We start from the raw sequence: 26,412 nt of genomic DNA, 5'->3' as shown, positions 1-26,412 counted from the left end.
CAAACAACGATGTTGTTTGCACGTGTACATTGAAAACTGAATAAAGAAGAAGCAGATAAAGCGAGAAAGATGTTATTTTTAATTAGAAATAATTAAATCTACAATTTCAAAGAACCAAGAAAACACATGGTCAAGCTACAAAGAGCGCAAGGGGAATGCCTTGGCACTGGGAGCCGATGAAGGACGCGACAAACTGCGAAAAGCTATGGGGAGCCGTAAGTGGGCATTGATCCATAGATATCCGAATGGAGCAATCCGGCTGGAGTCATGTCCAGTCACCGTATACTGAATTCATAGGTATACGGAGGGAACCGCCTGAACTGAAACATCTAAGTAGGGCGAGGAAGAGAAATCAAACGAGATTCTGCGAGTAGTGGCGAGCGAAAGCGGAAGAGGCTAAACCGGGGATAGCAATATCCCCGGGGTTCGGACGGCAATGTGGATGCTGGAATTTAGCAGAATGGCATGGGAAGGCCAACGAAACAGTGTGAGAGTCACGTATGCGAAAAAGGAAAGCGCCTAGCCGTATCCAAAGTACCGCCGGACACGTGAAACCCGGTGGGAAGATGGGGGGACCACCCTCCAAGCCTAAATACTACCCAGTGACCGATAGAGAAGAGTACTGTGAAGGAAAGGTGAAAAGGACCCCGGAAGGGGAGTGAAAAAGAACCTGAAACCTTGTGCTTACAAGCACCGAGAGCCCGTCAAAGGGTGATCGGGTACCTTTTGTAGAATGGTCCGGCGAGTGAATGTATCTGGCAAGGTTAAGGACTTCAGGTCTGGAGCCGCAGGGAAACCAAGTCTGAATAGGGCGTATGAAGTCAGATGTATTCGACCCGAAACCGGGTGACCTACCCATGTCCAGGTTGAAGTGGGGGTAAAACCCCATGGAGGACCGAACCGACTCCCGTTGAAATGGTAGCGGATGAGGTGTGGGTAGCGGAGAAATTCCAATCGAACCCGGAGATAGCTGGTTCTCTCCGAAATAGCTTTAGGGCTAGCCTTGTATTAGATTCCCGGAGGTAAAGCACTGAATGGTCTAGGGGCCGAAAGGTTACTGAAGCCTATCAAACTAAGAATGCCGGAGAATTGATGTACAGGAGTCAGACAGCGTGAGATAAGTTTCGTTGTCAAAAGGGAAACAGCCCAGACCCACAGCTAAGGTCCCAAAATATGGTTAAGTGGAAAAGGATGTGGGGTTGCACAGACAACCAGGATGTTGGCTTAGAAGCAGCCACTCATTAAAAGAGTGCGTAATAGCTCACTGGTCGAGTGACCCTGCGCCGAAAATTTAACGGGGCTAAATCATATACCGAAGCTTGGGATTCCGTAAGGAATGGTAGGAGAGCGTTGAATAAGGGGTGAAGTCAGAGCGGAAGCGCTGGTGGACTTTATTCAAGTGAGAATGCCGGAATGAGTAGCGCGAAATGTGTGAGAATCATATTGGCCGAAAGTCTAAGGTTTTTGGAGGAAGGTTCGTCCGCTCCAAGTAAGCCGGGAGCTAAGGTGAGGCTGAGAAGCGTAGCCGATGCACATACGGTTGAAATTCCGTAGCCGCCAAAAGATTTAAGTAAGAGGACACCTGAGAAGTGCATAACCCGGGCGATGGTTGCCCCGGGCGTAAGGGACCGAAATTAGAGTAGGGAAGTATGCATGAATCAGGGCGAGAAAAGTCTTATGTATATCTGAGGCGCCCGTACCGCAAACCGACACAGGTAGACAGGAAGAGAATTCTAAGGCCAACGGGAGAAGGGTAGTTAAGGAACTCGGCAAATTGACCCCGTAACTTCGGGATAAGGGGTGCCACAGCAATGTGGCCGCAGAGAATAGGCCCAGGCAACTGTTTAGCAAAAACACAGGTCTCTGCCAAATCGTAAGATGACGTATAGGGGCTGACACCTGCCCGGTGCTGGAAGGTTAAGAGGAGATGTGCAAGCATCGAATTGAAGCCCCAGTAAACGGCGGCCGTAACTATAACGGTCCTAAGGTAGCGAAATTCCTTGTCGGGTAAGTTCCGACCCGCACGAATGGTGTAATGATCTGGGCACTGTCTCAACTACCCGCCCGGCGAAATTGTAGTACCGGTGAAGATGCCGGTTACCCGCGACAAGACGGAAAGACCCCATGGAGCTTTACTGCAGTTTAATATTGGGTTTCGGTAGCTTATGTACAGGATAGGTGGGAGACTGGGAAACCGTGGCGCCAGCCGCGGCGGAGTCGTCCTTGGGATACCACTCTTAAGTTGCTGAAATTCTAACCTGCGGCCGTGAATCCGGCCGGGGGACATTGTTAGACGGGCAGTTTGACTGGGGCGGTCGCCTCCAAAAGAGTAACGGAGGCGCTCAAAGGTCAGCTCAGCACGGACGGAAACCGTGCCTTAGAGTGTAAACGCACAAGCTGGCCTAACTGCGAGGGTGACGGCCCGAGCAGTAACGAAAGTTGGAGTTAGTGATCCGGCGGTATGAGAGTGGAATTGCCGTCGCTCAACGGATAAAAGCTACCCTGGGGATAACAGGCTGATCTCCCCCAAGAGTCCACATCGACGGGGAGGTTTGGCACCTCGATGTCGGCTCATCACATCCTGGGGCTGTATTCGGTCCCAAGGGTTCGGCTGTTCGCCGATTAAAGTGGTACGCGAGCTGGGTTCAGAACGTCGTGAGACAGTTCGGTCCCTATCTGTCGTGGGCGCAGGATATTTGCGGAGAACTGTCCTTAGTACGAGAGGACCGGGATGGACGCACCTCTGGCGCACCAGTTGTCATGCCAATGGCACAGCTGGGCAACTATGTGCGGATCGGATAAACGCTGAAAGCATCTAAGCGTGAAGCCGGCTCCAAGATAAGATATCCCACAGCGTAAGCTGGTAAGGCCCCTTGAAGACTACAAGGTTGATAGGCTGCGTGTGTAAGCACGGTAACGTGTTCAGCTTGGCAGTACTAATAGGCCGAGGGCTTGACCATATTTTTTGGTTTGCCCAATATGCAGTGCACACTGCATGACGCTTTCTGTTTCGCATCTTTATTCAGTTTTCAGTGTACACAATGAGCTTCTGACGAAGCACAACACTGATGGTAACGGCGGGAAAAGACCGCGGAGCTGCACCATTAGCTCAGTTGGTAGAGCACCTGACTCTTAATCAGGGTGTCCCGGGTTCGAGTCCCTGATGGTGCACCAAAGGAAGTCGGAACAGGGGCCAGGCACCTCTGACCTCTGAATCTGGCTAAAAAGTGCGATATGTGGCCCGTTGGTCAAGCGGTTAAGACACCGGCCTCTCACGCCGATAACGGGAGTTCGATTCTCCCACGGGTCACCAAATTTTAAAAAAGAATAACCAAGGTATTTACACAGCAATGTGATAAATATAGAGTTGGTGCTGATGATGATGAGGGTCCACCCGTTCCCATTCCGAACACGGAAGTTAAGCTCATCGATGCCGAAGATACTTGGCTGGCGACGGCCCGGGACAATAGGAAGGTGCCAACACAAATATTCCTCAATAGCTCAGTCGGTAGAGCATGCGGCTGTTAACCGCAGGGTCGTTGGTTCGAGTCCAACTTGGGGAGCCAAAATAAGCTGCTTATCGCAAGATAAGCAGCCGTTTTGTTTCTTCGGTCGGATTGAAAAATGGGGAGTTAAAATAACCGCTTGCTTTGGGCAAGCGGTTATTTTGTACCTATGCTAATATGCTAAAACAAAAGAGGGGCAACAGCATGTGTCGGGAAACGACAGAAGAAAGCTGCGAGGAAGAATTTGAGGATGCGGAAATCCCAGTTATTATGGTGGTTCGTCTTCGAAAAGTGAAAAATAAATCTGAATGACTTCCGATTTGAAAAGCAGGGTATGGTGAATAAGGAGCAGAGAAAAAAGGCGAAAGTCCCAACTATTCATATCCATTTTAAGTACTCGAAACTATTCTAAGAAATTAATGGTTATCCTTTTAGCTGATTAAAACAGCGACGTTACATGATATAGTAAAGCTATTAATTTTTACTCAAGGTTCTTCTTAGGGAGGGCATGATGAATAGTTTCAACCACGTTCTGATTGGAACGGTCGTTTATGAGTACATAAAAGAGAAATATGGAATCGAGCTGGACCGGGAAAGCTTTTTGAAGGGCAATACCTGCCCGGATCACTCCATTGCTTTTTTGCGTCCCCACCGGCTGTTTTTCTGCAGCCGTGCGGTCCGAAAGAAAACCATCCGCCTGTGCCGGGGAAACTGGGGGCTTGTTGGGCGAAAGGCCTCCAAAAAAATCGGAATTTTGTGTCATTATTATTCCGACTTCTTCTGTCGCGCGCACAATCCGCATTTCGGGGGAAACCTAAAAGACCATATCCGTTATGAGGACGAACTTCTCTGCTTTATGGAGCAAAATATGGAGTTTTATCTCGGAATTGATTATATTCCGGAAGTCAGTGTGCCTCATGGCGCCGGGGAGATTAACCGGCTTATGCGGCTACGGATACAGGAACGCCCCAGTGAACAGGGGGATTACTCGGCAGAACTGTTCTGTGCGATTCGTGCCTGCGCGGAGTTGGTGCTGTCTGTCAGCCTTGCCATTCTGGTATTGACCGAAGGAGAAACGGAAAAGATTCTTCCGGTTTCTGCTTAATCAAAAGATTTTCATACGAACATTTACAAAACGCAGCGGAATTTTTTGTTCCGCTGCGTTTGTTTTCCACCAAAATGCGCGTTCTTGTGGAAAACATTGATTTCACAAGGGGAATGAATTATAATTTAATTATCTTGATAAGAAATGATTGGAGTGCGCGGAATGGTTGGAATAATTGGGGCCATGGCGGTCGAAGTGGAGAATATCCTAAAGAAAATGACGGGGACAAAACAGGAAAAAATTAGCGGAATTACCTATTATATGGGAAAAATTGAGAACCGCGACTGTGTGGTGGCGCAGTGCGGAATCGGCAAGGTCGCCGCAGCGGTTTGCGCACAGACGATGATTTTAAAGTATAGCCCCGTTGCGGTCATTAATGTTGGAGTCGCGGGGGGAATCGGAGAAGGAATTCATATTGGTGATCTGGTGGTTTCCAGTGGACTCGTGCAGCACGACATCGACACGACCGCACTGGGTGATCCGATGGCGTTGATCAGCGGGTTGAATCTTGTGACTATCCCCGCTTCAGAGCGTTTGGTGCGTTTGGTAGAGCAGGTGGGGGCGGAGTCTTATGACGGCGGCGTGCATATTGGTGTGATTGCTTCCGGCGACCAGTTTATCAGCGGGAAGGAAAAACTGAACCAGCTGGCGCGGGATTATGAGGCAAAGGCCTGTGAAATGGAAGGCGGAAGCATTGCCCAGGTCTGTTATATGAATCAGGTTGAGTTTGTCGTCATCCGTGCCATATCGGACAATGCCAATGAAGACGCCAGTGTGGATTATGCCACCTTTTCCGTGGAATCCGCGCACAAAACCGCGGAACTGATCGACCAACTGGTTCAGAAGCTTTCCTGATTGGAGGAAGCGAAAGATATGAGGATCATTGATATTTCAAGGGAACTGTTTTCTGCGCCTACCTACCCGGGTGACCCGGTGCCCAAAAGGGATATCGTTCGCAGAATCAGCGCCGGCGATGCCTATAACCTTTCTGGGTTTTACACCGGCTGCCATCAGGCAACCCACGTGGACGCTCCGCTCCATTTTTTTGAGGACGGGAAAAGTATCGACCAGATGGATTTGTCTGCTTTTATGGGGCGGTGCACGGTTGTGGAGGCAAAAGGAATCATAACCGGAGCCGATATGGACCGCATTCTTCCGGATTGTGAGAAAATGATCCTGTTTAAGGGCAACGGAGAAGCTTTCTTTTCCGAAAGCGCTGCGTTTGCTGTTTCCGAAGCAGGAATCCGTCTAGTGGGGACGGATGCACCGTCCATTGAAACCGGGGATGATACTTTCCCTGCGCATAAGCAGCTGCTCGGTGCGGAAATTGTCATTCTGGAAGGAATTGATCTGTCCGAAGCAGAGCCGGGAAATTATGACCTCATCGCGCTTCCGCTTTGTATAGGTGGTGCAGAGGCTTCGCCGGTAAGGGCAATTTTATTATCGAAGGATTGAGTTAGCAAGTGAACATGAAAGAAATTAATCTGAATACATGGCCGCGAAAAGAGCATTTCATGCTGTACCACGGGATGGATTGCCCGCAGTTTAATGTGAGCTTTCCGATCGATGTGACACATTTTCTTGCTTTTGTGCGGGAACAAAAGCTTTCCTTTTACTATGCCATGTGTTTTGCTTCGGTTTCGGTGGCGAACCGGATGGAAGCGTTCCGCCTGCGCATTCAAGGGGACAAGGTGGTTCTGTATGACCGGGTGCATCCCTCTTTTACCGATCTGAAAAAGGGGGACGAGTTGTTTCGCATTATTACAATGGACATTGGGGGTGATTTGAAGGAATTTGTCCAGGATGCAGCAAAACGTTCCGCCGCACAGACCTGCTTTCTGGATCGGACGGAGCAGCAGCGCGATGACCTGATTTATATTACCTGTGTGCCGTGGATTTCATTTACCCAGATTATGCATCCGGTTTCTATAAACCGCGATGATTCCATTCCCCGGATTTCATGGGGAAAATATTACACCCAGGATGACAAGGTGTTGCTTCCGTTTTCCATTCAGGCGAATCATGCGCTAATGGATGGATATCATGTCGGGCGTTACGTGGAGCTGCTCCAGAAGTATTTGGATGAGGTATAAAAGGGCTGTTGTAATAAATTTGTGAGAGCAGATAGCGCACAAAAAATCCCCCCAAAAAAGAAATGCGTCTTGAAACGGCTGCAAAGCCCAATCAAGACGCATTTTTGCGTATACATATTTTATAAAGCTCTTTTGCAACAGTCCATTCACTGGAATGGCCACTACGTTTTCGGTTCCCTGCGAAACATTACCGGTAATAGCGGAAAACCGCGACAACTCTGCCTAAAATCGTAACATCTGTTGCATAAATCGGCTGATAGGCGTCGTTTTCCGGTTGCAGGCGAATGCGGTCCGGTTCACGATACAGGCGCTTTACCGTCGCTTCTTCCTCAATCATGGCAACCACGATTTCCCCGTCCAGCGCGGTTGGCGTTTTTACGGCAATGACAATATCGCCGTTCAGAATCCCAGCGTCTTTCATGCTGTCGCCGTGCACATTCAGGGCAAAGTATTCGTCTCCGTTCTGACGCGGTGGGCAAAACGGAACATAGCCTTCAATATTTTCCACTGCAAGAATCGGCTGGCCGGCCGCGACCTGCCCCACAACGGGAACCTGCACGGTCGGTTGTTCCCCAACCAGATGGATCGCACGGTTCAGCCCGGCGTCGCGCTTAATATATCCTTCCCGCTCCAGAGTGCGCAGATGCGCGTGAACGCTGGAAGTGGAACGAAGCCCCGTTGCCGCACAAATTTCCCGTACGGTCGGCGGAAGTCCGTTTTGAGTTCTGCTCTTCAAATAATCGTATACTTTTTGTTGGCTTTCGGTTAACATAGCCCAAGCCCCCTGTTTTCATATTGCTTGCCGGGTTTAGCTTAATGACCGGCGCTGGATTTCAATATAAATATATTAAAAAGATTATCAGTCTTAGTTGACAGAAATAGAGTTCTCAGCTATAGTAGATGGAACGAATAAAGTGACCTAGGTGCAAAAAATTGCGGCCGCGGCAAGGCGGGGAGGCACTGTGTGCTGCACAGCAATTTTTTAAGGGGTCATCCGTCTATTGGATGACTCTATTATAACATAATTTTGCCGAAATAACAAACAAATGTTTGAAAATATCGAAAAATTCATAAGAAATTCATAGCTGTGTAACAACTGGATTATGTAAAGCGGATATAATATGGTTGTAATCAAGAAGATGGAGCCGCACCACCGCTTGATACATGTTCTACCCTCCTCAATATACCCCTCAAGCTAATGAAAAAGAGCCTGGTCATCGGGATCAGGCTCTTTTTCTGTGTTGTGGGCATTCTGCGGCAGGGCCGTTCAGAATGAAAGCGATTTTTCTCCTGTTTTTAGGGAACGCTTTTTTCATCCATAAAAAAGCAGTGAAAAAATCAGATAAAATTTCCCAACCTCCGCATATACGCGCTCCAGAGTGGTCAAAATATGCTTGGAGGTGGCACGATTGAGTAATTTACATCTGCTCAGCAACAAACCCAAGAAAAATAACTCCAAAGGATTTTATATTGCCCTTGGTGTATGCCTGATAGCCATAGGTGTGGCGGCGTGGACCACTTACGACAGTGTGGTCAATTATGCATCCCCAAACACGGTGTCATCCAGCAGCGAAGCGCAGAAGACCAACCAGACCCTGAGCGGGGTCACCGTTAAGGAGCCAGAGCCGTCTTCCGTTGTTTCTTCGGAACCGGAACCGTCTTCTTCCACTCCGTCTTCCGAACCGGTACCTTCTAAGCCTGCGGTTTCTTCTCCAAAGCCGAAGTCTTCCAAGCCAACGGCGAAGCCTGCCAACGCGTCGGTTACGTCGTTCCAGTATCCCGTAGGCAATGCGGTTACCCAGCCGTTCAGTGGGGAAAACCCGGTTTATAACAAAACCATGAAGGACTGGCGCGCGCATACTGGTGTTGATATTGCCGCAAAAGAGGGCGACACCATTAAGGCAGCTGCTTACGGTACGGTAAAAGACGTAATTGCCGATGATACGCTGGGCAACATGGTTGTTATTATGCACGGCGATGTGGAAACTTATTACTGCGGTATGGGACAAACCACCGTAAAAAAAGGCGAAACGGTCAAGCAGGGACAAGAAATTGGAACACTTGGGGTAGTTCCCTGCGAAAGCCAGGACGAACCGCATCTTCATCTCGCTATGAAGCGCAATGGAAAATATATCGACCCTGCAACGATGCTGAAAAAATAATTTTGCGTGGCACAGTCGATACCTGCCCCCGGCAAATTTTCGCTTAGGGGCAAAAATTTTCTCCGCAGGACGGCATACGTCCTGCGGTTTTCTCATATATTGTAAATACTGCGGTTTGAAATGAAAGCGAAAGTATGTTATACTGAACGAGGCGTTAAGATATATCACACAAAAATTAAAAGAGTTTTATTTTACAATATGTTCATAATTTATACAATTCTTGTTACCATAAATTCGGTACACTAAATTTGGCCTTTGCATGAAGGGAGGTAGAGAAGTGACAAAGAAGGCAGCAGTCCTTGTTTGTGTCACAGGGCAGCATGACTGTGACCGTTTAATTCATGCGGGAAAGAAAATCGCGCAGGAGCGTTCAATTCCTTTGCATGTGCTGTGTGTGCAGCCGACTTCCTCTGGGTATGAAACAAACTGCGAGGAGTTGGAGTATCTTCGGCAGACAGCGCGTGATGCCAAGGCGGAAATGACCATTTATTTTGAAAATGAAACAACGTTGATTGCGGTTGGCTTCGCAAAACAGATCGGTGCTACGCATATTGTAACAGGAATGGCGGAAGCTCCGGTGAACGGATTTGTTGAAATAATGCATAAACTTTTACCTGAAATACCAATTTCGATGGTAGCAAAGGACGGGGTGGTATATAATATCTGCCCGGTCGTTCCTAAAAAACAGAAAACAAATGCGCACTGCAGTACAGATACATAAAAATACGGCGTCGGGCAAGGTGTTCGGCGCCGTTTTTCATATGAATTCTAACGAAAACCACAGTGTTTTATTTTTCAAAAATCGAAGAAAAATTAGGCATTATATACATAAAGGAAATATAGTCACAGTGCAATGTCCTGTTTTTCCGGGAAAAGCTTGCAAATTAAGGAGAAAGTGATTATTATCATACTGTATGTAATTTGGCAGTTTTAACAGACAAGGTGATATTTTGTACAAAATTTGCATTTTTGATTTAGATGGTACGCTGCTAAACACGTTGGATTCGATTGCCCATTTTGCGAATGAAGCGCTCAAACAGTGCGGCTATGAAACCATTCCGGTTGATGATTACCGCTACCTTGTGGGGAACGGTGTGAACCGGCTGACGCACCGAATGATGGAACGTGTTCTTGGCGCGGGCCGTTACAGTGAAGCAGATGTGGACCGGCTGAAGGACCGGTACAACGCGCTTTATGATGCAAACCCAACTTATGGAATCCAACCGATTGATGGCATGAAAGAAACGGTGGAAACACTTCACCGGCAGGGAACCAAGCTGGCGGTACTTTCCAATAAACCGCATTTTTGCACTTCTGCTATTATAAATTCCGGTTTTCCGGGCCTTTTTGATCTATGCTACGGCCAGATGCCGGAAATTCCGCGCAAGCCCGCGCCGGATGGCGCGCTCCTGATTGCGGACAAGCTCGGCGCGGCGCCCCGGGAATGCTTGTATATTGGGGACACCGATACGGATATGCAGACCGGAAACGCCGCAGGAATGGACACAGTAGGCGTTCTGTGGGGATTTCGCACCCGCAGGGAGCTGGAAGAAAACCACGCGAAGTATATTGCGCAGCACCCGCAGGAAATACTGAAACTGGTTGATAACAGTAAGAGGTGAATTATGAACTGGCTGAAAGCTTTATTCGCCAAGCACCGAATGGGTCTCAGGATTGTCAAAACGGGGATTGCGGTTACAGTATGCGTTGTAATTACGGTTTTACTAAAAATCGATCATCCTTTTTTCGCCGTTGTGGCAACGGTTATGTCGCTTGGAAAATCGATTGATATTTCCGTGAAAGCGGGAAGAAACAAAATTTTCGGTGTCCTCATTGGGACCGCCATCGGGTATGGATTTGCACTTTTGGCGCCCGCAAACGCGGGGCTGCTTGGCATCGGGGTGATGCTTACGCTTTACCTCTGCCATCTGCTCAAGCTGAACGGCGCGGCAACGCTTTCCTGTTTTGCCTTTGCGGCGATGATGCTCCCCTCCAGCTTCACCGTGCATCCGGTTACATGGAGATTTGCGCTCACCTGTGTGGAAGGCAGCGTCATCGGCATAGTGATTGCCGTTCTGGTAAATCTATTGATTATGCCTCCGAATTATGTAGAAGAGGTGAAAAAGGCGTCCGCCCAGCTGCGCTGCCAAATCCAGAATGCAATGGAAGACGCGGCGGAGCGCCGGCCGCTGGATATCCGCGGCGCGAAAGCAGCCATTGAACGGCTGAACTACAATGTCAGCCTGTATGTTGCAGAGGCAAAATTCCTCCGCTGGAACGATCAAGAGGTATTCCAGATTTCCTGCCAGATATCCACCTATCAAATGGTTCTGGATGAACTGAAGGCGGTACAGGTTATGGAGCTGGAAAAGAAGGATGGGGAGCTTTCCCCGGAGATGGAAGCCGTGTACCGTTACCATATGGGGCGGATGCGAAAGCTGTTTGAAAGCATTGCGGACCCTAATGCTGCGGTTGATCCAAAAACAAACCCGGAATCGAAGTGATTCCGGGTTTTCTTATTTTACAATCTTTGCCGCGGCGTTCATTAGGGCAGAAGCAACCTGGCCGGCAGAACCGATTCCGCTTTTGGAATTTTCCACCACGACCGCGAACGCAAGCGGCGTATCCGGGTTGGAGGAAAAGCCTACCATCCAACCGTTCGGATTTTTCCCGCCCCCAACTTCGGCGGTACCGGTTTTGGCGCAGACCGCAAGGCCGGGAAACATGCCGTCGCCGTATTCATTTGTCACGTTGTACCGCATATAGGTTTTCAGCCGTTCGGCGGTGGCGGCGCTCAGCAGCTGTTCTGCGTTCTTGGTCTGCCCGATGCGGGAAGGCATTCCGTAGCTGGTGGTAATTTGCTGGATGACATAGGGCTGGGTGGGTGTTCCGCCGTTTGCAATGGCATTCATCAGCAGAAGCATGTGGTACGGGTTGGTTAAGTCTTTGTACTGCCCCACGCCCGACCAGCCAAGCTCGTTGGGCTGTGTGCCCTGTACGTTGTAAATGCTCTTGCTGGTGGCAATCCCGTCCAAATCAAAGCTGCGGTTAAAGCCCATTTGATTTGCCATAGCGGTCATTTTGTCTGCACCGAGTTCAATGGCAATCTGCGCAAACACCACGTTGGAGGATTTGGCCAGTGCGTTTTTAAAGCTGAGTTTCCCGAAAGATGCCACATCGGTAATCCGGTTTCCGCTGATAATGATGCTGCCTTTGGTATCCCATGTGCGGCTGTCCAGGTCTGGAATTGACTCAATGGCGGCCGCGGAGGTGACCAGCTTGAAAATGGATCCCGGTGTGTAGGAAGAGGACAGCACCCGGTTTAAATAAACGCCTTCGTACTTGCCGGTTTTATCCGAATCCAAATCGGCGGGCGGGTTTTGCGGGTCAAATCCGGGTGCACTTACCATGCAGAGGATTTCGCCGGTTTTGTAATTGCAGACGATGGCTGCGCCGCTGCGGCTGCCGAGTTTTTGCAGCGCAAGTTTGCTCAGGCTGCTGTCCAGCGTCAGTTTGATGCTGCACCCGTAGCTTTTTCCGGTCGGCGAAGTCAGACCGGTGATGGGGTTGTACCCGGAAAGCTCCGAACGATAGTTGTACTGGATTCCAGTGGAAATATAGCCTTTTGTGTCGCCAACGGTGTGCAGCATGGCGCGACGCACCAGGGCATCGCTGTTGTACACGCGCTTACCATCCTTGCTTTGCGCCAGAATATCACCGTTGCGGTCAAGAATGGTTCCACCGTTGGAACGTTGGTTCCCGCTGGTTAAATGCTTATTATAGGGCTGCATGGCCCAGGTGCCTCCGTCGGTGACGAATCCGTAAAGAAAAACGCCTAGTCCGAACAGGAAACCAAGGCCGAGAATATAGAGAATCAAAGAACGTGTTCCGGTTGTTTTCAACGGCTTTTCCTCCTTGCCGCGTAAGTACGCTCGTCGCTGGCCTTAATAAATGCCAGAAGGCCCCAGACGGCAACCATGCTGGAACCGCCCGCGCTGATGAACGGCAGGGTAACGCCGGTCAGCGGAAGCACGTCCGTTGCGCCAAACACGTTCAGGCTGGCCTGAAACAGCATCATGCCTGCCGCAGCGCACGCGGATATGGAATAAAAGGTGGAGCGGCTGCGCGTCACATCGGAGCGCGCGAAGAACATCAGGAGCGCAATCGAAATGACAACCACAATGGCAAGAACCAATCCGAGCTCTTCGCAGAGCATACCGAAAACCAGGTCGCTGGTGGAAGCAAAAACATCCTTTAGTTTTCCGTTTCCAATGCCGGTTCCAAAGCATCCCCCGCTGGCCGTATAGGTCATCACGCGCGTCTGCTGGTATCCCCCGGAGTTGTTCACGTTTTCCCAAACATGCCGCCAGGACTCGAACCGCTGCGCAATGTAGGGCTTGATTTTCAGAATTAAGAACGCGCCGAACACCGCCACCGCGCAGGCCAACGCGATGGTGCGCACGCTGCCGGAGCGCATGAACGCGATAATCAGGAAAGCGACAAAAAAGATGCTTGCGGTGCCGAAGTCGCGCATTAAAAACAGTGCGCCCATGCAGGCGGCCGAAAAGGCGATGAACCCTGTCAGGTTTTTCGCCGTCTGCAGTCGGTCCAGGGTGGAAGCACCGACGAATACAAACGCAATTTTAATAAACTCAGAAGGCTGTATGCTGATACCGCCGATGCTAATCCAGTTGCGCGCTCCATTGGTGGAGCGGGCCAGCACCAGATTGGCCGCGAACAGCAGAACGGCGAGCCCGCCAATCGCCAGACGAAAGCGCATTACCCGGTCCAGGTCGCCCAAAAACCAGATCATTACGCAGAACAAAACAACGCCGAGCGCCAGCGCCCCGGTCTGTACATAAACGGTTTTTCCGCCCACACCGGAAAGCAGCATGATACCGATTCCACTGAGCAGAAACCCGACGGTCTCTAGTTCAAAGCTGACGTGCCCCAGCCCTTTTAAGGCAAAGGCGTACAGGGCCCATTCCAGCACGAACAGAACCCCCATAGGAATCCACGGTTCCAGATGAAAGGTGCCGCCCACGAAAGCGGACTGCACACACAGCAGAAGCTGAACCAGGGTAACGGCAACCAGCAGCCGGAATGGCGAGGGTGCCCGGTGAACGCGCCGCACGCTGCGGCTTTGGGTTGGGTCTGCGACCCGGCGAAATTGTAGCACGGTAGACCCAATCGCGATGCTGTCGCCGGGTAAAATCTGCTTAGGCGCCTTTAGTTTAGTTCCGTTCAGGTACGTTCCGGATTTGGAGCCGGTGTCCGTAATCAGCCAGCCGCTTTCCCGGCGCATCAGCACAGCGTGGCTGCGGCTTACGGTCGGGTCATGCAGCACAATGTCGCAGCTCCTGCTGCGGCCAAGCGAATTTTCCCAGTACAGAACGGGAATGCTTTGGTGCGTGGTACGGTTATACAACAGAACAACCGGATCTTCCCGGCGGCGCCCACGCTTTAGGGACAGCGCACATTTGATAACGATGAGTATCGAAATGAGCGGTATCATGATGCGGAAAAGGAAAAAAATAAAAGTGATTCCGCTATGGAACAGTAAGTCCAAAGACGGCAAAATGCGCCCCCCCTTTCGGTCATAAGCTTGTCCGTCCTGCGGCAACTTTGCGCTTTGCACCGCCGGATGGAACTTGATTATGAAAACGAATATAAAACTATTATATCAACATTTTTTCTTGAAGTAAACGCGAAGGCTGTTGGAAGAAGGCGGGGGGCAGGCAAAAATACGCAAAAACGCGGAGGAAAAACCTCCGCGTTTTTCGGTCATTCGCTAATCCCGAGCTCCCGAATGAATTGTGGAATTCCCGCTTCAAAATTCACTCCATAGCGGGGGTCGGTTCCTGCTTCTTTCGTGCGCTGAATGCTGCCCACTGTAAAATCAACCGCCAGCTGCATAGCATTCGCAAGCTTCATTCCATTCAGCAGCCCCGCCAGCAGTGCGCTGGCAAAAATATCCCCCGTTCCGTGGTAAACCCCGCTTATGCGCGGGGAAAAGGCGTAGCTGACAAAGTCGGATTCCCGGTCATAACCGGCAGCGCCCAGCAGCTCGGAACGGAACCACACGCCGGTCAAAATCACTCGGCTTGGGCCCAGGTCGCTCAGCCGCCGGAGAATCCCTTCTATGTATACGCGGTCATAGGGCCCGTCATAAAATTCCTCGCCCAGAAGAAAGGCAGCCTCCGTCAAGTTTGGCACAATAATGTCGGCCTTTTCGCAGAGCTTTTTCATATCGGATGCCATTGCAGGCGTAATGGTGGAGTAGAGTTTGCCGTTGTCGGCAAAGACTGGGTCAACCAGAACCAGCGTATCGTCTGTGCGGAACGCTTCAATCAGCTCAGACACCATTGCAATTTGCTCATAGGAACCTAAAAAACCACTGTACAGCGCGTCGAACCGCAGCCCCAGTTGCTTCCATTGTTTTTGAAAACCAGGAAGGTCTTCCGTTAGGTCGCGGTATGTGTAGCCGGCCAGCCCGCCGGTGTGGGATGAAAGCACAGCGGTGGGAACCGCGCAGGTTTCAATTCCCGCTGCGGATAAAATTGGAAGCGCCACCGTAAGCGAGCACTTTCCGAATCCGGAAAGGTCGTGAATGGCGGCAACTCGTTTTTGTCGCATCATTTTAACCTCCAGGTCCGCGCAGCGGACATACGCTCAGGCGTAAAATACGCCGGGTTTCAGCCTCGGCAAATTCTCATGATACGCATTTCGGAGGATCCGGTCAAGGCGAAAAATGTAAAATCCGCTCTTGGTGTTTCAGCGTTTTGCAACCACTTCGCCGTGCGCCTTGTAGATACTGCCGGCGGGAACATATCCGCGCACTCTGCTAAGCGGGTAAATATTGCTGTTGCGGCCGATGATGGTTCCGGGGTTCAAAACGGAATTGCACCCTACTTCAACATGGTCACCCAGCATGGCACCAAATTTCTTTAATCCGGTTTCTACGTCGTTTTCCGGTGTGTGGACCACGACAAGGGTTTTATCGGATTTCACATTGGACGTAATGGAGCCCGCACCCATGTGGGATTTGTAACCAAGGATGGAATCGCCCACATAGTTGTAGTGCGGCACCTGAACGTTGTCAAACAGAATTACGTTTTTCAACTCCGTGGAATTGCCTACCACGCATCCCGCGCCAACCAGTGCACTTCCACGGATGAACGCGCAGTGGCGTACTTCGGATTCCGGCCCGATAATGGTCGGCCCGCCAAGGTAGGCGGTGTCAAACACCTTAGCGGATTTTGCTACCCACACGGCTTCTCCGCGGCGTTCATATTCTTCCGGGGAAAGCGTTTGCCCCAGCTTTAAAATAAAGTCTTTGATCAGAGGAAGTGCTTCCCACGGATAATCCAGCGTTTCCAGCAGCGGTGCGGCCGCGGAATGGGATAAATCAAAAAGATTTTGAATCAGTAATTCCTCATTTTTAGTTGTCATGACAGGATCCTTCCTTTCTCGTACCTCCCCATTATATTTTGATTTCAAAGGAAGGTCAATCACAAATTTTGAAAAGTTCTGGTCTAAACTGAAAACGTGGTGCAAACAAGCCATGACTCGGTTTGCATGTTCTTTTCCGACGAAATCAGGAACTTTCCTGGTCGGAAATCAGATTTCTCAGTTTCAGAATGTCGCTGGTGTTTACAGCTCCGTCCCCATTCAAATCCGCGGCTTTCAAATAAAGTCCGCTCAGACTGCGCCGCCCCACGCAGTATTCCCAGAGCATGGCGGCGTCCTGCAGTGTAACATCGCCGGAGCCGGTTAAATCTCCCGGAATAATGGCGGTAATCCGGCTGTCAACCTGTCCGTTCAGCAGTACCTCGACCAGGCAGCCTGTGCCCACCGGACCGGACGTGACCGGCTTTCCGTCCATGGAGGTCACGCGCACCATGGCACCGCGCCCCTCCGCCTTCAGCTGTTCCTGCAGAGCAGTGACCGTAATGGGCGACGCAAAACGGTATTCCGCCGGTGCAAATGGTTCGATGGAGGAAGAAGAACTACCGGAAGAAGACGGTTGTGGCGCTTCCGAGGAGGAAATGCTTTCCGAAGAGGACGGCTCCGAGGAAATGAAACTTTCGGAACTTTCCGAGCTTTCGGAAGTTTCGGGAGAGTTCGGGGAAAAGCCGGGCGCAGGGGAACCCGTCAGCACCGCGTTTGGAGTATCCGAAAAGCGGTAACAGGAAAAGGGTGCATCCGAAGAAAACGTACTGCCGGGCGCTCCGGTGACAAGATAAACATCGCCTTCCGGCTTTGCGTATAGTCCGCGGGAGAAATCACACCCAGCGTCGGAAATCAGATTTTTTACGGAAGCGCGGTTGTCCAGACGGACGCGGTAAATTTCCAGCGTATTTCCGCTGAATACCGAAGGTCCGCAAAGATATAAATTGTTTCCGCAGACGCAGGCCGTTTGGTACACAAACAAAAATGTTTTCGGGTTGGAATCATCCAGAAGATTTCCGTTTGTATCCACAAAAACAAGATAAGTAAGATTCTCGGAATCGGTGCTTAAAACGGCGTAGTTTCCGTTTGGCACCGGGAACACCTGCCGGTTGTCGTTTAGCAGATGGTCGCTGTCCAGATGCGACAGGTCTGGTGTGGTTTGGGCATGCCCATAAAGGGAAGCCACCCCTACCACAGCGGCTGTAAAGATTAGTGCAGACAAAAGAAGTATAAGTTTTCTGCCTTTAACCATAATTCGACACTCCACAACATTATACTTCGATATTAGCACATAAAATTCTTTTCTTTCCAAACAGGTGAAAATATTTCAAAAGAGAAATTTTCGGAAAAGATGTGTACAAGTGCGCAAAAAAGCAAAAACCGGCATTTGCCGGTTTTTGCTTTATGGGGAGGAGTTGTATTGAAAAGGTTGTGACAAATCCTTGCCACGCGTCTTGTAATCATAAGTTTTATGAGCTTTAATTTTACTTTATCTGATCTTGTGACTCCATTATAATACCCGCATTCCGCAGTGTCAACGCTTTCCAAAGCAATTGCGAAACAATCTCTTTTTTGTATAAAACGCAGTTTTTTGTTTGAATCATTTAGTCATTATTGACTACATATTTTCAAAAAAAATCGTAGGCTGTCTGTCATATATTTTTTGAAATTTTGCTCTGTACAGCATACTATTTAAACTGCTAAAAGGCTGTCTGTACATTTCGGTGTCAATATCATTCTGCCACAAATTTGGAAAAATATTCCGACTTGGCTAAAAAATATGAAAAAACCACAAGTATTCTAAAGAACACTCTGCGGGGCTAATTTTCTCTTGTTGGTTACGGCACAGAATCACGAGCCATAAGACAGCCGGTTTCTAGGTATTTGAAAATGGACCTTTGCTTGCTTGTATTATTTTCCGCGGAATGTTAGAATGATCGAAGAAATCCGCCTTTACTTGGAACAATATTTATAAGATAAACTGGAAAGTAACAGGGTGCCGGGCACAGGTCCGCCCCAAAAGAGGATATTATGCAGCTAAAAAAGAATGACAGCATCGAACTGGAAATTACAGGATATACCGCAGAGGGCAGCGGTGTAGGCCGCTATGAAAATATCGCGGTTTTTGTGCCGCTTGCGGCGGTGGGGGACCGGCTTCGGGTTAAAATTCTGAAAACCGCAAAAACCTATGCCTTTGGAAAACTGGAGCAGATTCTTTCCCCTTCGCCCGACCGCGTACGTCAGGACTGCAGTCAGTTTGCAAAGTGCGGGGGATGTGTTTACCGGCATATTGATTATGCGGCGGAGCTCCGCGCCAAAGAGCAGAGGGTTCGCGATGCCGTTGAACGCATCGGGGGATTCCGGGATCTTCCCATACGGTCGATTGTCGGTTCGGCAAACCCGGACCATTACCGGAACAAGGCACAGCTTCCAATCGGGAAAGCAGCGGGAAAAGGGATTACCCTTGGTTTTTACGCCTCTCACAGCCACCGGCTGATTCCCTGTGAGGAATGTTTTTTGCAGCCGGCAGCCTTTACGGCAGCAATGCGTGCATTTCAGGAATGGGCATTAAAAACAGGAGAAGATGTTTACAACGAAGCCACCGGAAAAGGGCGGCTGCGCCATCTTTATTTAAGACAAGCCGGGGCAACCGGGGAAATTATGGTTTGCGTTGTGGTCAACGGCAACGGGGTGCATCAGGAACCGGAACTGGTGGAGCTTCTGCGGAAGAATGTGCCCGGCCTGAAAAGCGTTATCATCAATGTAAACCGGGAAAGGACCAACGTCGTTCTGGGGAAAAAGTGCCGCACCGTTTGGGGAGAGGACACGATTACGGACATGCTGTGCGGCCTGAAGTTCCACATTTCTCCCCTGTCGTTTTATCAGGTGAACCGTGATCAGGCGGAACGCCTTTATACCATTGCCGGCGAATACGCGGGGCTTACCGGAGGAGAAACCCTGCTCGATTTGTACTGCGGCACGGGAACCATCGGCCTTTCCATGGCAAAAAAGGCGGGAAAAGTCATTGGTGTGGAAATCGTGGAGCAGGCGGTGGAGGACGCCAAACGCAATGCGGAGCGAAACGGGATTGCCAATGCGGAATTCCTTTGTGCCGATGCGGCAAAAGCGGCCGACATGCTGAAAAACCGCGGCGTCCGCCCGGATGTGGTGGTGCTGGACCCGCCCCGCAAGGGTTGCGATTCTTCCCTGATTGAAACCGTTGTGAAGATGGGACCGGAGCGCGTGGTTTATGTTTCCTGCGACCCCGCCACCCTTGCCCGTGACCTGAAAATTTTTGCCCAGCAAGGCTATGTTCCAAAAGAACTGACCCCGGTTGACATGTTCCCCCGTACGAGCCATGTTGAGTGCGTGGTATTGATGTCAAGGGTAAAAGACTGAGTGTACAGAAACCCCAGTATATAAGCCATTTCTGTGATTTTGCGTTTTTATACTGTACACTCAGAACGTGATTTTACCCGTTCATGGGAATCAGTCTATCGGGTCGGATTCCGTTCGCGAGAGAACAGGATTGATACTGGGCTTTCGTGATAGGACAGGATAGATGTTTCGCGTTTTTGGGACTTGGCGAGAGTACAGGATTGATGTTTTTTGAGTTTTGGCGTGTACATGGGAACAGGTCGGGATATTCGTGTGTCGATAAGCGCTTGGGGAGAGAAATATGCAGGATACCATCAAAGAGACAATAGACAATTTAGGAAAAAATCACATAGCCGGATACTATGTGGAATCCATCTTTCAGTTACATGAGTTGATTCGGAAATTGATGCCCGAAGGGCAGACCGTGGGCTGCGGTGATTCCGTCACGCTGGAGCAGACCGGCGTGTACGAATATGTCAGGAATCATTATTACAATTTTCTAGATAAGCACCAGGAAGGTTTGGGCCACGAGGAAAAACGGGAGCTTTATCTTAAGAACTTCCGCGCGGATACCTTTCTAACGGGAATCAATGCAGTAACAGCGGACGGCAAACTGTTTAATATTGATGGAAACGGCAGTCGTGTTGCGCCGATTATCTATGGGCCAAGACAGGTGATTGCTGTTATAGGAACGAATAAGATCGTAAAATCAGTAGATGATGCCATTCTGCGTACCCGCCAGATTGCCGCACCGCTGGATGCAAAACGGCTTGGAAAAGAAACACCGTGTACAACATTGGGCCGGTGTATTGATTGTCATCATTCCCAGCGGATTTGCAATGATTTCGTACTGATAACCGGTCAATTTGAGAAGGAACGAATTAAGGTCATATTCATTGATGGAAATTATGGCTATTAAAGTTAAAGGAGATTTCGGATCATGAGGCGGGTACTATGATAATCAGAGAATACAAGCCTGACGATTGCCCTTTGCTGGCACAATTATTTTACGATACCGTTCATACAGTCAATACGAAGGACTACACAAAAGAGCAGCTTGACGCTTGGGCCACTGGGGATGTCGATTTGGACGAATGGAATCGCTCCTTCTTAGAGCACACCACTTTGGTGGCTGTGCAAAGCGGTGTGATTGCGGGTTTTGCCGATATGGACAGGAATGGCTATCTGGACAGGCTCTATGTCCACAAAGATTATCAAGGTGAAGGGCTTGCAACAGCGCTGGTAAAAGAATTGGAGCGCCGCGCCATAGATGAAAATGTCGTTTGTTTTGAAACGTACGCATCCATTACGGCCAGGCCCTTTTTTGAAAAGCTTGGATACACTGTGCAAGCCGAAAACATCGTAATCAGAGGAGGCGTTTCCCTGACAAATTTCAGAATGGCAAAGACGGCCTCGGGGAATTAATACCGTCTGAAACGGAGAAGAGATCACTCTATGAAAAATTTAAAATCAAAAAAACAAAACACGCTTACACTCGTGTTGTTCGCAATTTATTTACTGGCATTAACATGGCTGATTCTCTTCAAATTGCAGTTTTCCATCCCGGATATGCATGGGGAGCGAGTCATTAACCCGATTCCGTTTCTGGGGTCTTTCTGTGACAGCGGCATGATTCAGTTCAGCGAAATCAGAAATAACATTCTCGTTTTCATCCCTTTTGGAATCTATCTTTGTATGTTGAAAACCCCGTGGCCTTTTGTGAAAAAGCTTCTCGCGATTGCCGGCTTGGCTTTTGCCTTTGAAATCATACAGTTTATTTTCGCGATCGGCAGAGCTGATATTACCGACGTGCTTAGCAACACGCTCGGAGGAATTATCGGAATTGGCATTTACGCCTTGCTCGCCAAGGCCCTGAAAGGCAGGACAAATAAGGTGATCAATGTACTTGCCGCGGTATTCACCATATTGGCAATATTACTCGTCATTTTGCTGTTAATCAGCCATCGATGGGTGATGATAACATAGAGATCATTTGAAAAACGTGGATTTGTTTATCAATCCCCCCTTCTTGTAGCGGAATTGGAACGACGGACGGGGCAAAGCAATGTGCTTTTCTTTGAAACCTACGCCTCCATTACGGCCAGACCTTTTTTGAAAGTTTGGATATATGATGCAAACTGAAAATACTGTAATCAGGGAGGGCATTTCCTTAAAAAATTTCAGGATGACAAAGACCGTTTCTCTTATTTTTCGATTTTTTGTTTTACAGGTCTTTTGCTGCCGGGCGTTTCATATATATATATCATAATGCTAAGTATTTTCAATGGAGGCTTATGATGATGAATAATGATTTTACCTGCGATGTCTCTGTCAATCTGCCATACCCCCCGACCCAGCCCGAAAGCCAAAACCCCGAATATGCTCTCGCTATGTTAAGTAATATAGGCAGTAGCAACTCTGAAATGACCGCTGTAAGCCTGTACTTTTATAACAGCGTCATACTCGAACCAAGCTACACTGGTTTTGCCAAGTGCTTTCATGAAATCAGCATCGTGGAAATGCATCACTTGGATATATTCGCAGAGCTTGCCTACAAGATGGGGGCCGACCCACGCTTGTGGACGGTACAAAATCGAAGAAAATCCTATTGGACGCCGGCATACAATCAATACCCGAGAAATGTTCGCGATGTCATCATTAACTCCATCAAAGGAGAGGAAGCGGCCATTCAAAAGTATAACCGGCAAGCCAACACGATACAGAATTCCAACATTGCAAGCATCTTAAGACGCATTGTTATGGATGAAGAACGACACATCGAGATATTCAATAACATGCTGCAGCATATTTCAAAATAAATTGGTTTTGGTCAAAAGTTTGCTGACAGATTGGCGGGCATGCTCATTTGTGTCCTTATTCATCCACATCCACCGTCACGCCGGACTTAAATTCCACAGTGAATTTACCTTCGTAGACTGTGACTTTTTCAATCAGACGACGCACCAGCGATTCATCGTATTCCGTGATTTTTGTAGGCTGTTCCCGCAGGAAAACGCCCATGTCGGCGATACGTTTCTTGACCTCGTCGCGGTTGGCGCTTTCCATCAGGGCTTTCTGCTTTTCGTCACGCAGACGGTAGATTTCATTGCCCACTTTCTCGTAATCCGCGTTGGACGCGGCCAGCTTCAAAAGCTCCGCCTGAAGTTCCTTCAAGCGCTTTTCGATGTCGGCGAGCGCCTGGTCGTTCCCTTGGCTAAGGACGGTTTCAATGTTTTTCTGCAGGATTTCGAGAAAATCGTCCTTGTCGCAGAGCGTCCGATTGATGGCTTTGACCAGCACCTGCTCCAGCTGGCTCTCCGGCACGGTGCGGGCGTCGCAGTACAGGCCGGTGTTCTCCAGCCGGCTGATGCACCGCCAGACAATCGATTTTTTGCCCCGGTTGTACCAGTGAATCCGGCGGTAAAACTCCCCGCAGCCGCCGCAGTAGACGATGTTCGACAGGCAGTGGCAGCTGCTGAACACCCGGTTTTTCCCGTTCGGGCTTTTATGCACCAGCCGCCGGCGCACAAGCTCCTCCTGCACCTGCATGAAAATCTCACGCGGGATAATGGCTTCGTGGCTGTTTTCTACGTAATATTGCGGGACGATGCCTTGGTTTTTGACGCGCGTTTTCGTGAGAAAATCCGTGGTATAGGTTTTCTGCAGAAGGGCGTCGCCGATGTATTTTTCGTTTCGTAAAATCTGGCTGATGTTGCTGGTGTGCCAGTGTACATTGCCCGCGCCGTTTAAAATGCCGTCAGCTTCCAGCCCGCGGGCGATTTTTAGCATACTGGCACCCTCAAGGTATTCCCGGTAGATGCGCTTGACGATTTCTGCTTCCTCCGGAACGACCACCAGATGCTTGTTCTCGTCCTTGGTATAACCGAGGAAGCGGGTGCAGTTGACTTGAATTTGTCCCTGCTGGTAGCGATACTGCAGACCCAGCTTCACGTTCTGAGAAAGGCTCTGGCTTTCCTGCTGGGCGAGGGACGCCATGATTGTTAAGAGCACTTCGCCCTTGGAATCCATCGTGTTGATGTTCTCTTTTTCAAAATAAACGGGAATATTTTTCTCTTTCAGCTGACGGATGTATTTCAGGCAGTCCAGCGTGTTGCGTGCAAATCGGCTGATGGACTTGGTGACAATCATGTCGATTTTACCCGCCATGCACTCGTCAACCATGCGGTTGAACTCGTCGCGCTTTTTGGTGTTGGTCCCACTGATTCCGTCATCCGCGAAAACGCCCGCCAGCGTCCAGTCTGGGTGACCGTTGATGTAGGCGGTGTAATGGTCAATCTGCGTTTCATAGCTTGTGGCCTGCTCCTCCGTATCGGTGGAAACCCGGCAGTAGGCGGCGACACGCAGCTTCGGCTTCTCCTCGCCGGGTTCGGTGCGCCTGTGTTTTCGCGCCGGAATGACCGTGATATTTTTACTGACTTCCATCTGTTTTTACCTCCATTTCTATCAGACTGTAGGCGTATTCCGCCTGCTCGAACGGGTCGTCTAACTGCTCCGTTCTTTCGCGTATGCAAAAAGATGTGGGAAAGACCGCCTTTTCCGGTTCTTCCGGCTTCTGAATACGGCCCAGCTTTTCCGCCCGATTCGCGCGCTCCGCTTCTGCAGCCGCAAAGATCTCCATGTCGATAATGGCAGGATAAAACCCGTCGCCCAGGTAGCGGGCATTTGTAAGCATCCTGCCGATTCCGGCGTGGAAACTTTTAATTCCCGCCTTGCCTGCGGCGGTACTCATCGAATCACCGGACAGGTAGGACTCAAAGAGCGTCCTCACCTGTTCGGCGGCTTTCTCATCAATGACGGCTTTCCCGTTTTCAATCCGGTATCCGTAGGGGATGTGGCTCATTCAAATCACCAGCCTTTCTTTCAGCGTTATGCCGCATTTCATTTCAAAGCCGATTTTCTCGCGTTCATACACGTGAATCCGCTCCACAAAGCGGGAGAACAGTTCTCCGTCAAACGCCCTCATCATTTTTGCTTTCGTGCAGTACTGCAGAAGCTCGCTGACCTCCGTCAGATATTGACTGTCACAGTTCAAAAGACGGGAAAAGGAATCCTTTTGATGCTGAATCCGCTCGGCTTCCCGAAGCAGCTCGTTATTGCTTTTCTTGTAGACGGCGGGTTCCAGATACCCCTTGCTCAGCAAACTGACCAGCATCTCCTGCTGTCGCCGGTTTTCCTCCAGACTTGTTTCGAGCTGTCCGATGCGCTCCATGCCGTCATCGGCGTTTACCCCACGCAGACTGAACAGCAGGGGCTTGAGAACGGTCTGATTGGCAAAGATGAGCTTGTTCATCATTGTAACGAAGGCGCATTCGAGGGTGGACTCGGGGATGTATTTCACTGGGCATTTGGCGATATCCGTAATATGCGTACCGCAGCACCACGCGATTTTGTGCCGTCCGTATGCGTGGGTACGGCGCTTGAACGTGCCGCCGCAGTGTCCGCACACAATTTTCCCCGAAAACGGGTATCGGTTCACATACTTCGGCTGCTTCGGTTTTATGCCTTTTTCCCTGCGGTGCTGAGCGATAACGGCCTGCGCGGCTTCAAAGTCCTCGCGGCTGACAATTGGTTCGTGATGGTTAGAAATCAGATATTTCTCTTTTTCCCCATCGTTGCGGCGGTGGTTGAAATTCGAGTCGGTATAGGTTTTTTGAAAAACGGCGTCGCCGGTATATTTTTCGTTCATCACCATTCCGCGAATGGTCGTTGATGTCCACTGCCCGCCCGTCTTTCCCTTTTGTCCGCGGCGGTTTAATTCTTTGGCTATTTGGGGCGTTCCTTTTCCGGACAGAATTTCCGAAAAGATAAAGCGAACGACTTTCGCCTCCCGCTCGTTTATGACCAGCATTCCGTCAACGGAATCGTAGCCGTAGGGCGGGCAGGTGATTTTATAGGTGCCGTTTTGGAACCGGCGCTGAATCGACCATTTATTATTCTGAGAAATGGAAGCCGACTCCTCCGCGGCAAGGCCGCTCAGGATGGACAGCATGAATTCGCTTTCCATAGTGCCGGTGTCCAGATTTTCCTTCTCGAAATAGATAAAAATGCCGCGTTTCTGCAGCTTCCGCACCAGTTCCAGACAGTCGGCGGTGTTTCTCGCAAACCGGCTGATGGACTTGGTGACGATGTAGTCAATCCGCCCGTCCTCGCAGTCAGCAATCATCCGGAGAAGCTCCGGACGCTTTTCCTTCTTGGTGCCGGTAATGCCTTTGTCAAAATACACGCCGGCAAACGTCCACGCAGGATTCGCCTTGATGTAGGATTCATAGTGCCGAATCTGCGTTTCCAGACTTTCATTCTGCTCGTCGCTGTCGGTGGAAACACGGCAGTAGGCCGCGACACGCAGCTTCGGCGCTTCATTTTCCCCAATCGGGTTGACAGCACGGGAATCAATTTTCGTGACCTTCTTCACGTTTTCACCTCCTTGGTCAGTGTGACATATTACCTCTGAATCCGAGTTATATCAACGGTTTCAACGCATAATCTCCGCCAGCGCTGGAGAGAAAGATTCGCGGTTTAGGGCGGTGATCTTGTTGAATTCCGACAAGGAAATCAGCCCTTGATTCAGCATGAATTCGAGTATTTTCTGCGCCCTTGTATAATCCGCTTCGCGCTGCAATTGTTCCTGCGGAACAGGTTCCTTTTCATCATTGATTTCTGGTATTACGCCAGTAATAGCAGCCATATACGCTTAC

The 26,412-nt window shown here is 49.8% G+C and carries 23 protein-coding genes, 3 tRNA genes and 2 rRNA genes; 18 read left to right on the top strand and 10 right to left on the bottom strand.

Annotation, left to right across the window (positions count from 1 at the left end; all coding sequences use genetic code 11):
- Positions 1-128 precede the first annotated feature (128 nt).
- From ACSVDI_RS13465 to ACSVDI_RS13425, 9 genes are all read left to right on the top strand, one after another.
- Positions 129-2,960 (top strand): 23S ribosomal RNA (locus tag ACSVDI_RS13465).
- Between the two features lie 138 nt (positions 2,961-3,098).
- A tRNA-Lys gene (locus ACSVDI_RS13460) sits at positions 3,099-3,174 on the top strand.
- 64 nt (positions 3,175-3,238) lie between these two features.
- Positions 3,239-3,313, top strand: a tRNA-Glu gene (locus tag ACSVDI_RS13455).
- 53 nt (positions 3,314-3,366) lie between these two features.
- Positions 3,367-3,483, top strand: a 5S ribosomal RNA gene (rrf, locus tag ACSVDI_RS13450).
- A 7-nt stretch (positions 3,484-3,490) separates the two neighbouring features.
- Positions 3,491-3,566: transfer RNA gene (locus tag ACSVDI_RS13445), tRNA-Asn, on the top strand.
- Between the two features lie 451 nt (positions 3,567-4,017).
- A complete protein-coding gene (locus ACSVDI_RS13440) occupies positions 4,018-4,611 on the top strand; it encodes a zinc dependent phospholipase C family protein (protein ID WP_457943615.1) in 594 nt (197 codons plus the stop codon).
- 162 nt (positions 4,612-4,773) lie between these two features.
- Positions 4,774-5,466, top strand: a complete 693-nt coding sequence (locus tag ACSVDI_RS13435; protein ID WP_457943613.1) for a 5'-methylthioadenosine/adenosylhomocysteine nucleosidase — start codon at positions 4,774-4,776, stop codon at positions 5,464-5,466.
- A gap of 18 nt (positions 5,467-5,484) precedes the next feature.
- Positions 5,485-6,066, top strand: a complete 582-nt coding sequence (locus tag ACSVDI_RS13430; protein WP_457943612.1) for a cyclase family protein — start codon at positions 5,485-5,487, stop codon at positions 6,064-6,066.
- Positions 6,067-6,080: 14 nt separating this feature from the next.
- A complete protein-coding gene (locus ACSVDI_RS13425; RefSeq protein WP_457943611.1) occupies positions 6,081-6,704 on the top strand; it encodes a CatA-like O-acetyltransferase in 624 nt (207 codons plus the stop codon).
- Between the two features lie 187 nt (positions 6,705-6,891).
- Here ACSVDI_RS13425 and lexA read toward each other — a convergent pair whose 3' ends face one another.
- Positions 6,892-7,476, bottom strand: a complete 585-nt coding sequence (gene lexA / locus ACSVDI_RS13420; protein WP_457943610.1) for a transcriptional repressor LexA — start codon at positions 7,474-7,476, stop codon at positions 6,892-6,894.
- A gap of 637 nt (positions 7,477-8,113) precedes the next feature.
- Between lexA and ACSVDI_RS13415 the strand changes: the two genes are divergently transcribed.
- From ACSVDI_RS13415 to ACSVDI_RS13400, 4 genes are all read left to right on the top strand, one after another.
- Positions 8,114-8,866, top strand: a complete 753-nt coding sequence (locus tag ACSVDI_RS13415; RefSeq protein WP_457943608.1) for a peptidoglycan DD-metalloendopeptidase family protein — start codon at positions 8,114-8,116, stop codon at positions 8,864-8,866.
- A 277-nt stretch (positions 8,867-9,143) separates the two neighbouring features.
- On the top strand, positions 9,144-9,587 hold the full coding sequence (locus ACSVDI_RS13410; protein ID WP_457943606.1) for a hypothetical protein: 444 nt from the start codon (positions 9,144-9,146) through the stop codon (positions 9,585-9,587).
- A gap of 229 nt (positions 9,588-9,816) precedes the next feature.
- Positions 9,817-10,488, top strand: coding sequence for an HAD family hydrolase (locus tag ACSVDI_RS13405; protein WP_457943604.1), 672 nt, complete (start codon positions 9,817-9,819; stop codon positions 10,486-10,488).
- Positions 10,489-10,491: 3 nt separating this feature from the next.
- Positions 10,492-11,370, top strand: coding sequence for an FUSC family protein (locus tag ACSVDI_RS13400; RefSeq protein WP_457943602.1), 879 nt, complete (start codon positions 10,492-10,494; stop codon positions 11,368-11,370).
- 12 nt (positions 11,371-11,382) lie between these two features.
- Here the strand turns inward: ACSVDI_RS13400 and ACSVDI_RS13395 are convergent, their stop codons facing one another.
- The 5 genes from ACSVDI_RS13395 to ACSVDI_RS13375 all read right to left on the bottom strand — a co-directional run bounded on the left by ACSVDI_RS13395 (position 11,383) and on the right by ACSVDI_RS13375 (position 17,570).
- Positions 11,383-12,768, bottom strand: a complete 1,386-nt coding sequence (locus ACSVDI_RS13395; RefSeq protein WP_457943600.1) for a penicillin-binding transpeptidase domain-containing protein — start codon at positions 12,766-12,768, stop codon at positions 11,383-11,385.
- Complete coding sequence (locus ACSVDI_RS13390) at positions 12,765-14,444, bottom strand: FtsW/RodA/SpoVE family cell cycle protein (RefSeq protein ID WP_457943598.1); 1,680 nt, start codon at positions 14,442-14,444, stop codon at positions 12,765-12,767. Before ACSVDI_RS13390 ends, ACSVDI_RS13395 begins: the two co-directional genes overlap by 4 nt.
- A 206-nt stretch (positions 14,445-14,650) precedes the next feature.
- Positions 14,651-15,505, bottom strand: a complete 855-nt coding sequence (locus ACSVDI_RS13385) for a pyridoxamine kinase (RefSeq protein WP_457943596.1) — start codon at positions 15,503-15,505, stop codon at positions 14,651-14,653.
- Positions 15,506-15,640: 135 nt separating this feature from the next.
- Entirely contained in the window at positions 15,641-16,318 is a 678-nt protein-coding gene (locus tag ACSVDI_RS13380; RefSeq protein ID WP_457943594.1) for an acyltransferase, read from the bottom strand.
- Positions 16,319-16,463: 145 nt separating this feature from the next.
- Positions 16,464-17,570, bottom strand: a complete 1,107-nt coding sequence (locus ACSVDI_RS13375; protein ID WP_457943592.1) for a dockerin type I repeat-containing protein — start codon at positions 17,568-17,570, stop codon at positions 16,464-16,466.
- A 779-nt stretch (positions 17,571-18,349) separates the two neighbouring features.
- Here ACSVDI_RS13375 and rlmD point away from each other — a divergent pair.
- From rlmD to ACSVDI_RS13350, 5 genes are all read left to right on the top strand, one after another.
- Positions 18,350-19,717: a 23S rRNA (uracil(1939)-C(5))-methyltransferase RlmD gene (gene rlmD / locus ACSVDI_RS13370; RefSeq protein ID WP_457943591.1), complete on the top strand. Its 1,368-nt coding sequence runs from the start codon at positions 18,350-18,352 to the stop codon at positions 19,715-19,717.
- A 280-nt stretch (positions 19,718-19,997) separates the two neighbouring features.
- On the top strand, positions 19,998-20,615 hold the full coding sequence (locus ACSVDI_RS13365) for a lactate utilization protein (RefSeq protein WP_266161494.1): 618 nt from the start codon (positions 19,998-20,000) through the stop codon (positions 20,613-20,615).
- Positions 20,616-20,650: 35 nt separating this feature from the next.
- Positions 20,651-21,121, top strand: coding sequence for a GNAT family N-acetyltransferase (locus ACSVDI_RS13360; protein WP_266161493.1), 471 nt, complete (start codon positions 20,651-20,653; stop codon positions 21,119-21,121).
- Positions 21,122-21,151: 30 nt separating this feature from the next.
- The gene (locus ACSVDI_RS13355) at positions 21,152-21,682 is read left to right on the top strand and encodes a VanZ family protein (RefSeq protein WP_266161492.1); all 531 of its coding nucleotides are present in this window, start codon (positions 21,152-21,154) and stop codon (positions 21,680-21,682) included.
- 311 nt (positions 21,683-21,993) lie between these two features.
- On the top strand, positions 21,994-22,515 hold the full coding sequence (locus ACSVDI_RS13350; RefSeq protein ID WP_412317289.1) for a ferritin-like domain-containing protein: 522 nt from the start codon (positions 21,994-21,996) through the stop codon (positions 22,513-22,515).
- 55 nt (positions 22,516-22,570) lie between these two features.
- Here the strand turns inward: ACSVDI_RS13350 and ACSVDI_RS13345 are convergent, their stop codons facing one another.
- From ACSVDI_RS13345 to ACSVDI_RS13330, 4 genes are read right to left on the bottom strand one after another with little or no spacing between them, the layout of a single operon-like run.
- On the bottom strand, positions 22,571-24,139 hold the full coding sequence (locus tag ACSVDI_RS13345) for a recombinase family protein (protein WP_457943589.1): 1,569 nt from the start codon (positions 24,137-24,139) through the stop codon (positions 22,571-22,573).
- A complete protein-coding gene (locus tag ACSVDI_RS13340; protein ID WP_457943587.1) occupies positions 24,126-24,557 on the bottom strand; it encodes a recombinase in 432 nt (143 codons plus the stop codon). The genes ACSVDI_RS13345 and ACSVDI_RS13340 overlap by 14 nt, the downstream gene beginning before the upstream one ends.
- Complete coding sequence (locus ACSVDI_RS13335) at positions 24,558-26,129, bottom strand: recombinase family protein (protein ID WP_457943586.1); 1,572 nt, start codon at positions 26,127-26,129, stop codon at positions 24,558-24,560.
- Between the two features lie 60 nt (positions 26,130-26,189).
- Positions 26,190-26,402: an SHOCT domain-containing protein gene (locus ACSVDI_RS13330; RefSeq protein WP_457943584.1), complete on the bottom strand. Its 213-nt coding sequence runs from the start codon at positions 26,400-26,402 to the stop codon at positions 26,190-26,192.
- Positions 26,403-26,412: the final 10 nt, after the last annotated feature.

It is taken from the genome of Caproiciproducens sp. LBM24188 (assembly GCF_054130445.1).
The sequence above is the reverse complement of the archived record's forward strand: the minus strand, read 5'-3'. Positions and strand labels throughout refer to the sequence as shown.